At 43.9% G+C, this 6,508-nt stretch carries 5 protein-coding genes; all 5 read left to right on the top strand.

The window, feature by feature from the left end; translation table 11 throughout:
• Positions 1 to 201: 201 nt before the first annotated feature.
• The gene (locus DXC79_RS04495; RefSeq protein WP_117635306.1) at positions 202 to 894 is read left to right on the top strand and encodes a glycosyltransferase family 2 protein; all 693 of its coding nucleotides are present in this window, start codon (positions 202 to 204) and stop codon (positions 892 to 894) included.
• A 5-nt stretch (positions 895 to 899) separates the two neighbouring features.
• Positions 900 to 1,223 carry a DUF2304 domain-containing protein gene (locus tag DXC79_RS04490; protein WP_117635305.1) on the top strand — a complete coding sequence of 108 codons (324 nt, stop codon included), beginning with the start codon at positions 900 to 902 and terminating at the stop codon, positions 1,221 to 1,223.
• A 28-nt stretch (positions 1,224 to 1,251) separates the two neighbouring features.
• Positions 1,252 to 3,300, top strand: a complete 2,049-nt coding sequence (locus DXC79_RS10000; RefSeq protein WP_147327479.1) for a DUF6541 family protein — start codon at positions 1,252 to 1,254, stop codon at positions 3,298 to 3,300.
• Positions 3,301 to 3,334: 34 nt separating this feature from the next.
• Complete coding sequence (locus DXC79_RS04480; RefSeq protein ID WP_117635303.1) at positions 3,335 to 5,212, top strand: glycosyltransferase; 1,878 nt, start codon at positions 3,335 to 3,337, stop codon at positions 5,210 to 5,212.
• A 99-nt stretch (positions 5,213 to 5,311) separates the two neighbouring features.
• Positions 5,312 to 6,499 carry a LicD family protein gene (locus tag DXC79_RS04475; protein ID WP_117635302.1) on the top strand — a complete coding sequence of 396 codons (1,188 nt, stop codon included), beginning with the start codon at positions 5,312 to 5,314 and terminating at the stop codon, positions 6,497 to 6,499.
• Positions 6,500 to 6,508: the final 9 nt, after the last annotated feature.

Here is a 6,508-nt window from a genome sequence, read left to right as displayed (position 1 = left end):
GCAACGCGTTGCGCTGAGTCCTGAGGCTGTTGCAATGAAAATGAGAATCAAGGTCTACTATGCGGGTGTCCATGTGCTTCCCCTCGTCTGGTGTGAGGCAGTCCCCACCTATATATAATTATCATATGACTTGATTACTCATGAGATATATTGATTGCTTGTTCAGGTTCAACTGTTTTGTCACGAGAGAATGGTGCTCGATTGTCGTCTAAATCGAATGTGCTTATTGCGATTCCTGCTTATAACGAAGAGGAGTGCATTGAAGGCACAGTAAAAGAACTCCGTTCGGTCGCTCCAGAGTTTGATTTCATTATCATTAATGATGGTTCCCGCGACCGAACGGCTGAAATATGTGATTTGTTGGGCTGTAAAGTCATTACGATGCCTATCAACTGTGGCCTTACAGTTGGTTTTCAGACCGCAGCTCGATATGCCGTTGATCATGAATACGACTATATGATTCAATTTGATGCTGACGGGCAACATCGTCCGGAATATTTGTCTGCTCTTGTTGAGAAAGCGGTAAATACTGGTTCAGATATCGTCATCGGTTCTAGGTTCCTGACTGTACGCAAAGATAAATCGATGCGTATGGTTGGTTCACGCATGATTACAGTTTTGATTAAGATATTGACCGGTCATCGCATTAGTGATCCCACATCTGGTTTCAGGCTGTTTAGTCGCCCTGTACTCGAAAGATATTATTACGACAACACTCTTAATCCCGAGCCAGAGTCACTTGCTTTGTTTTTAAAACAAGGATACTCGGTCTCCGAAGTCCAGGTTTCGATGCGCGAACGTCAAGGTGGCGAGAGCTACTTAAATCCGGTTAAGTCTATGCAGTATATGCTCCGGGTATTCGTGACGCTTCTTATTGTTCAGTGGTTTAGGTGATGTTTATGTCTATAACACTTCGCGTGTTGCTAATTGTCAGCGCTGCCGTTGTTTTGTTATTTGTAGTCCGAAAGCTTAAGAAGTCCCAGATGCAAGCTCTGGATTCGCTTTTTTGGCTGTTGTTTAGCTTGAGCTTTGTGATACTAGGCATTTTTCCTGAAATAGCAATCGCTTGTTCGGCGCTATTTGGTTTTGTTTCGCCTTCAAACTTAGTGTTTTTGTATGTGATTGCCGTTCTCGTTGTTCGCGATTTCTGCAATTCACTGCGCTTGGCCAAGTTGGAGGAACGCTTGAACTCTCTTGCTCAAGCGGTTGCACTAGATAAATAGCACCTTCTTTTAGGTAATAGGATTATTTATGAGCATTTGGATTTCGTTTATTGGCGCAATTGCAATCGCCTTCTTTCTTCTGGTTTTTCCTGGATATCTTCTGCTTTCCTCTTTTAAAAGCCTCCGATTGCCAAAATTGGCAATCGCTCCAATTGTTTCTATATTCATTGTTTGCGTAACCGGCATAATTACATCTAGGTTATTTCATTCTGTTAACGTATGGATTTTTATCGGCCTTGAGTTAGCGATTCCGATTTTGGTATTGGCCGCATCTTTTGTCTGGCGCCACGCGGGATCTGCTCAGATGCCTGTGGGCTCTTCTTCTGGTTATTTGAATAATAAAGACCTTTATTTTCATCAAGCCCTGTACCTGGTTATCGGGTTTATTGCTGCTATTTATGTCTTTGTGACTGTTTTGGGTTCGCCTGATTATTTTTCAGTGTCGATAGACAATTCGTATCATCTCAATGAGATTCATGCTCTTGCCACAACTGGCTGCTATTCTCCTGTGGGAATAAGTGTTTACCCAACCGTTCCTGGGTACGGTTCTACTGAAGCTGGATTTTATCCTGCTGCATGGCACGTTATTTGCGCATTAGTATGTAACGTTCTTTCTGTTAGCGCTGCCGTCGCCATTAACGCAGTAAATTTTGCGTTCGTTGCTTTCGTATTTCCGATGAGCTGCTTTTCGTTGCTGAGCGCTATTACTGAAAAACACACTTATCTCGCTTTGGGGGCTTTAATTTGCATTTCTGCCTATGCGTTCCCGTGGAGACTTCTTACCTTCGGTGTCCTATATTCAAATCTAGCCGCCTTTTGCCTCGTATGCTCAGTCTGTTCTTTATTTTTGAGCTTAACTAAGGATGAAGGCCTTTCTATCCAAAACAGATTGTTGTTGGCCATTTTATTTCTTTTCGGGTTATTCGACCTATTCTTGCTTCAGCCCAATGGGATTTTTTCTGTTGGTGTTTTATTGCTTCCGTATGCAGTTGCAAGGGTATATAGCTTTTGCATAGCGAAGAATCTGGCTCCGTTTAAGTCGTTTGCGGTTGCGTTCGGTTTATCTGCCTGTTTTGTTGCAGCCTGGATCGTTGCATTTAATTTACCTATGATGCATGGAGTTATTAGCGTTAGCTGGAATCACTATGCATCGGCTTCGCAAATGTTGGTCAATTTTCTCTGTCAATCGTATTCTCCGGATGCGCCTAGCAATTTGTTGCTTGGCTTATTCGTTATCGTGGGAGTTGTTTACAGTCTGGAGCATGGTGAGCTCCGTTGGATGTCAATTTCCTATATTCTCACGTTGGTTATCCATTTTTCAACTGGAGCTTCGGAGGCTGCGTTTAAACCGTGGCTTGCTGGATTTTGGTATACGGATCCTTACAGAACAGCTACGTTGTGTACTCTTGCAGCGTTTCCCTTGGCCGTCTTTGGCGCCTTAGTTCTTTTTGATTTGCTAAGGAAGAGTCTTTGTGGCGGCAAACAACAGCCAGTTGGTCCACTTAATAGACTCTATCCCGCCATTTTTGTGGTGTTGTTCGTCGCTGTAGTTTTCTATCCTTCTTTTCAGATACCTGGTTTGTTTAACGTTGAAACCGTATTTGGTAAAACCAGGAACGTTATTAAACAGAACTATGACATGAGCAATTTTGAAGAACTAAATGCGAATGAGCTCGAGTTTGCATCTTCAGTAAAAGAGATCGTCGGCGATTCCGTTGTTTTAAATTCGCCCTACGACGGATCAGCTTTTCTTTATGGGTCTTCCGATATTCAGGTGTATTATCGTTCTTTAAACAGCTCTCCCGAGAATGACCCTAACGAGTCGATCGCCAGTAGGGCCATAAGACATGGACTCTATAAGATTGGGTCGGATTCCGAGATAAGACAGGCCGTTAAGACAACCGGTGCCCATTATGTACTATTGCTCGATTTCGATAATTGTAAATCTAGAGGTCATGTTTTTACGTATAACCCTGATGACTGGGACGGCATCGAGTCGATCGGCGATAAGACTCCTGGGTTTACACTATTAAAAAAATCGGGGCATTCTAGGCTGTATCGAATCGATTTAGAGTAATTATTGTTTTAGTATCAATTGAAATTGGAGCTTCATGCAGTTTAAGTTGGCGAATCTCATCTTCAGTGGTAATCAGGCGCTTGATCAATTCCCGACTCTCGCTTTTAGAGAACTGGCCGGTAGGGCGATTTCTGATTCTCCATCTTCTCTGAGATTGCTTGGTTCTTCTTGGATTGATTTTTCTACTTATTTTAATTCTCTTTCTATATTGAAATGGAAAGAGTACTCGAATGCTGAGTCTTATTATCTTCATTTCAAATATCGGGGTGCCGGTTTTGATCTTCAGGAGAGGACTGCTGGTAATCTTGATTGGAACTCCCGTGTTGTTTCGAACTCCAATCGCAGTTTCCCTTCTTCTGATGTTTGGGCTTCCGTTGATATCGAAATTACCGAGCAGACTGGTGAAACACTACATTCCTTCAGCATTGAAAGTGCCGGCGATTTGACGCTTGATGATGCCTATTATTATGCAGACGTTGATCCTTGCTGCATTCATCCAATCGAATTAGCTCTTGCTATTACGACATTTAAAAAAGAACAGTACGTCCTTAACAATCTGAATCTCATTAAAGAGGGGGTTCTTTCTGGTAAAGAGCCAATTTCGGAACATTTTCATGTCCATGTTGTCGACAACGGCAGATCGTTAGACTGCAACTCTGGATCGGATCGTATTTCGATTCATCCTAATCCAAATGTTGGCGGTTCCGGTGGGTTTGCTCGTGGCATGATTGAGGCACTGGAGCAGAATCCTAAAGCGACTCATGTTCTCCTGATGGATGACGATGTTGAGGTTCTTCCCGAGAGCTTTATCCGTACGTTCAACCTGCTTTCTCTTCTCAAAGAAGAATACGTTAACGCCTTTTTATCGGGCGCCATGATGAGCTTGGAAGAGCCCAATTTGCGTACCGAGGATTTGGGGTTCTTTACTGCTAAGGGAACTTTTTCTCCCCTTAAGCCTGAAGGCTACATGACTTCACTTCATGATGTAGTTGAGACCGAGATATATAAGGCCCCAACTGGCCTTTATGAGGACACTGCCCAACAGTATGCTGGCTGGTGGTATTGCGTTATACCTACCGCAACGATTGAGCGCGAGGGGCTGCCTTTGCCTTTATTTGTTCGTTCGGATGACGCCGAGTACGCGCTTCGCTGTAAGCCTAGGTTCATGTCCATGAATGGTATTTGTGTTTGGCATAATTCTTTTAAGTTTAAGTACAGTGCCGCTGTGGAGCGTTATCAGGTGAGCCGAAATACGCTGATTAGCCAAGCGACGACCGGCGTTGCGCCCCTTGCTGATTTTCTTTATGAGATTCGTCGTGAGGTCGAACTCGACCTGAAGAAATTTGACTACGATGACGCTCTTCTTGCGGTAAAGGGCCTTGAAGATTTTATGAGAGGTCCCGAGTGGATTTCTCATCCTGTCGCTGAATCCCGCTTTATGGCGGCAAATCGTGAAAGGGAACAGTTGATTCCCATCGAGCAGCTCATCCCTCAGGCATTAGAACTGGGTGTCGACTTGACGCAACTGACTTTTGGCAATTTGAGCCTTGGGGGCGACAGGTCTAGGCTCCAGGCATTTAAGGATTATCTGACCATTAATGGCCACCGTTTTGTTAACGACTCCGCTAGGCGCAGAGGCAAAGTTGCTGTCATCGACGCTGCGGGATGGGTTTATCCCGCCGGTAAAATCAGGGATGTTGACACGCTTATTGTGGTAGATATGCCTAATAAAAAGGGCGCCATTAGGCATATGGATAAGAAACGATTCAAAGAGGTTTGGACTCGTTTTCGTAAAGCCGAGAAGGTATTCAAGCGTAACAAAGATAAGATTTATGCCGAATACGCTTCGTATAGAGATGTCTTTACTTCGATCGATTTCTGGAAACAGTATTTGAAAGAGGCGTCGGAGTAGTCTTCATGTGAGTGGGTTTCAAAGTGGGACCCACTCATTCTTTTGTATCATAAGAGTAATTGTGCTTCGTACATTGTTTGTCGTTGGGAAGGTTAAGCCATGTCCTTGCTTTCTGCTATTAAAAAGATTCTTCCCGGCTCATCCCGATCATTGCATGCTATGCATGAGGATATGGACCGTCGTTTTGACGAGATTTTTGCCCGTATTGAGCAGGCCGATAACGGTATCAATATGAATATCAATTACAAATTCGATACTCGGTTATTTCCAGAAATTGAATTGCTCAAGAAACGCCAACAAAGTCTGTCAGAGCAGATGGCCCTTCTCTTTGAATTGTTGGCACGACGTGCGTACCCCGATATCACTCCTTTTGAGCTCCGTTGCAAAATCTTTGATGCGTTACCGGACGCCGAGGGCGATATTCGATTGATGCAGCAGGCTAACGCTGCCTTGATGAGTAAACTAGATGCGATTTGCGATGCCAATAATATCCAATATTGGCTTTCTTACGGCTCTCTTGTGGGGACCTTGTCTCGTTCGGGTTTTATTCCTTGGGATGATGACATTGACATCTGCATGATTAGGTCCGATGTGGATAAGCTTGCTACCGTCTTAAAAGATGATCCTGATTATCAAGTCACCCTTGTATACGACTGGTTTGTAAAGTGCCGTCAAGTTCGTTTTTGTTCCACCAACCCGCTTATACCTTGTTTTGTAGACATTTCGATTTATGACTGGGCTGCCGAGAATTCTAAGCGCGCGAACGATCGGCTTAGGCAACTCAGAATTGAGCTTATGGATTTCTTTGACCAGCATGAACGTGATTTCAGTTTTTGGAGAGACAATCCTTGGATGTTCCATCCCGAGAGCGGTTATTGTGTTCAATGCGGAGATGTTGACCTAAAGACGCAGAGGGCTGCCATAACTAAGGCGGATGTCGATCGAGTTCAGGAAGTATTTGATCAATTTAATGACAAGGCTCATGAACTCTGCTTGTTGACTAGTGATCCTTGTGGCGATTTTGCATACGCAATAGACAATATGTTTAATGCACCAAAGCGGAAAATCATCTGGGACCATAACGATATCTTGCCCGTCGGTAAGCATACTTTTGAGGATTTCTCCTTTTCAATTCCTTCGAACGCTGAGGGAGTTGCGGATGATTGTTTCCCTGGATGGCCTTACATGCCAATGGACATCTGTGGGCATGATCATTTTGCAAAGGATGTTTTGTCTGATCCCGATGTTCGCTCCGCAATGGCAAGGTTTGTCGACGAATGTAATTAATAGTTACAA

It is taken from the genome of Collinsella sp. TF08-11AT, assembly GCF_003437035.1.
Classification (GTDB): Bacteria; Actinomycetota; Coriobacteriia; order Coriobacteriales; family Coriobacteriaceae; genus Collinsella.
This window is presented reverse-complemented; position numbering and strand designations above follow the sequence as displayed.

Bases quoted from the DNA above. Each gene is read 5' to 3' on its own strand.
- DXC79_RS04475 (WP_117635302.1), top strand. From the start codon at position 5,312: ATGTCCTTGCTTTCTGCTATTAAAAAGATTCTTCCCGGCTCATCCCGA.
- DXC79_RS04490 (WP_117635305.1), top strand. From the start codon at position 900: ATGTCTATAACACTTCGCGTGTTGCTAATTGTCAGCGCTGCCGTTGTT.
- DXC79_RS10000 (WP_147327479.1), top strand. From the start codon at position 1,252: ATGAGCATTTGGATTTCGTTTATTGGCGCAATTGCAATCGCCTTCTTT.
- DXC79_RS04480 (WP_117635303.1), top strand. From the start codon at position 3,335: ATGCAGTTTAAGTTGGCGAATCTCATCTTCAGTGGTAATCAGGCGCTT.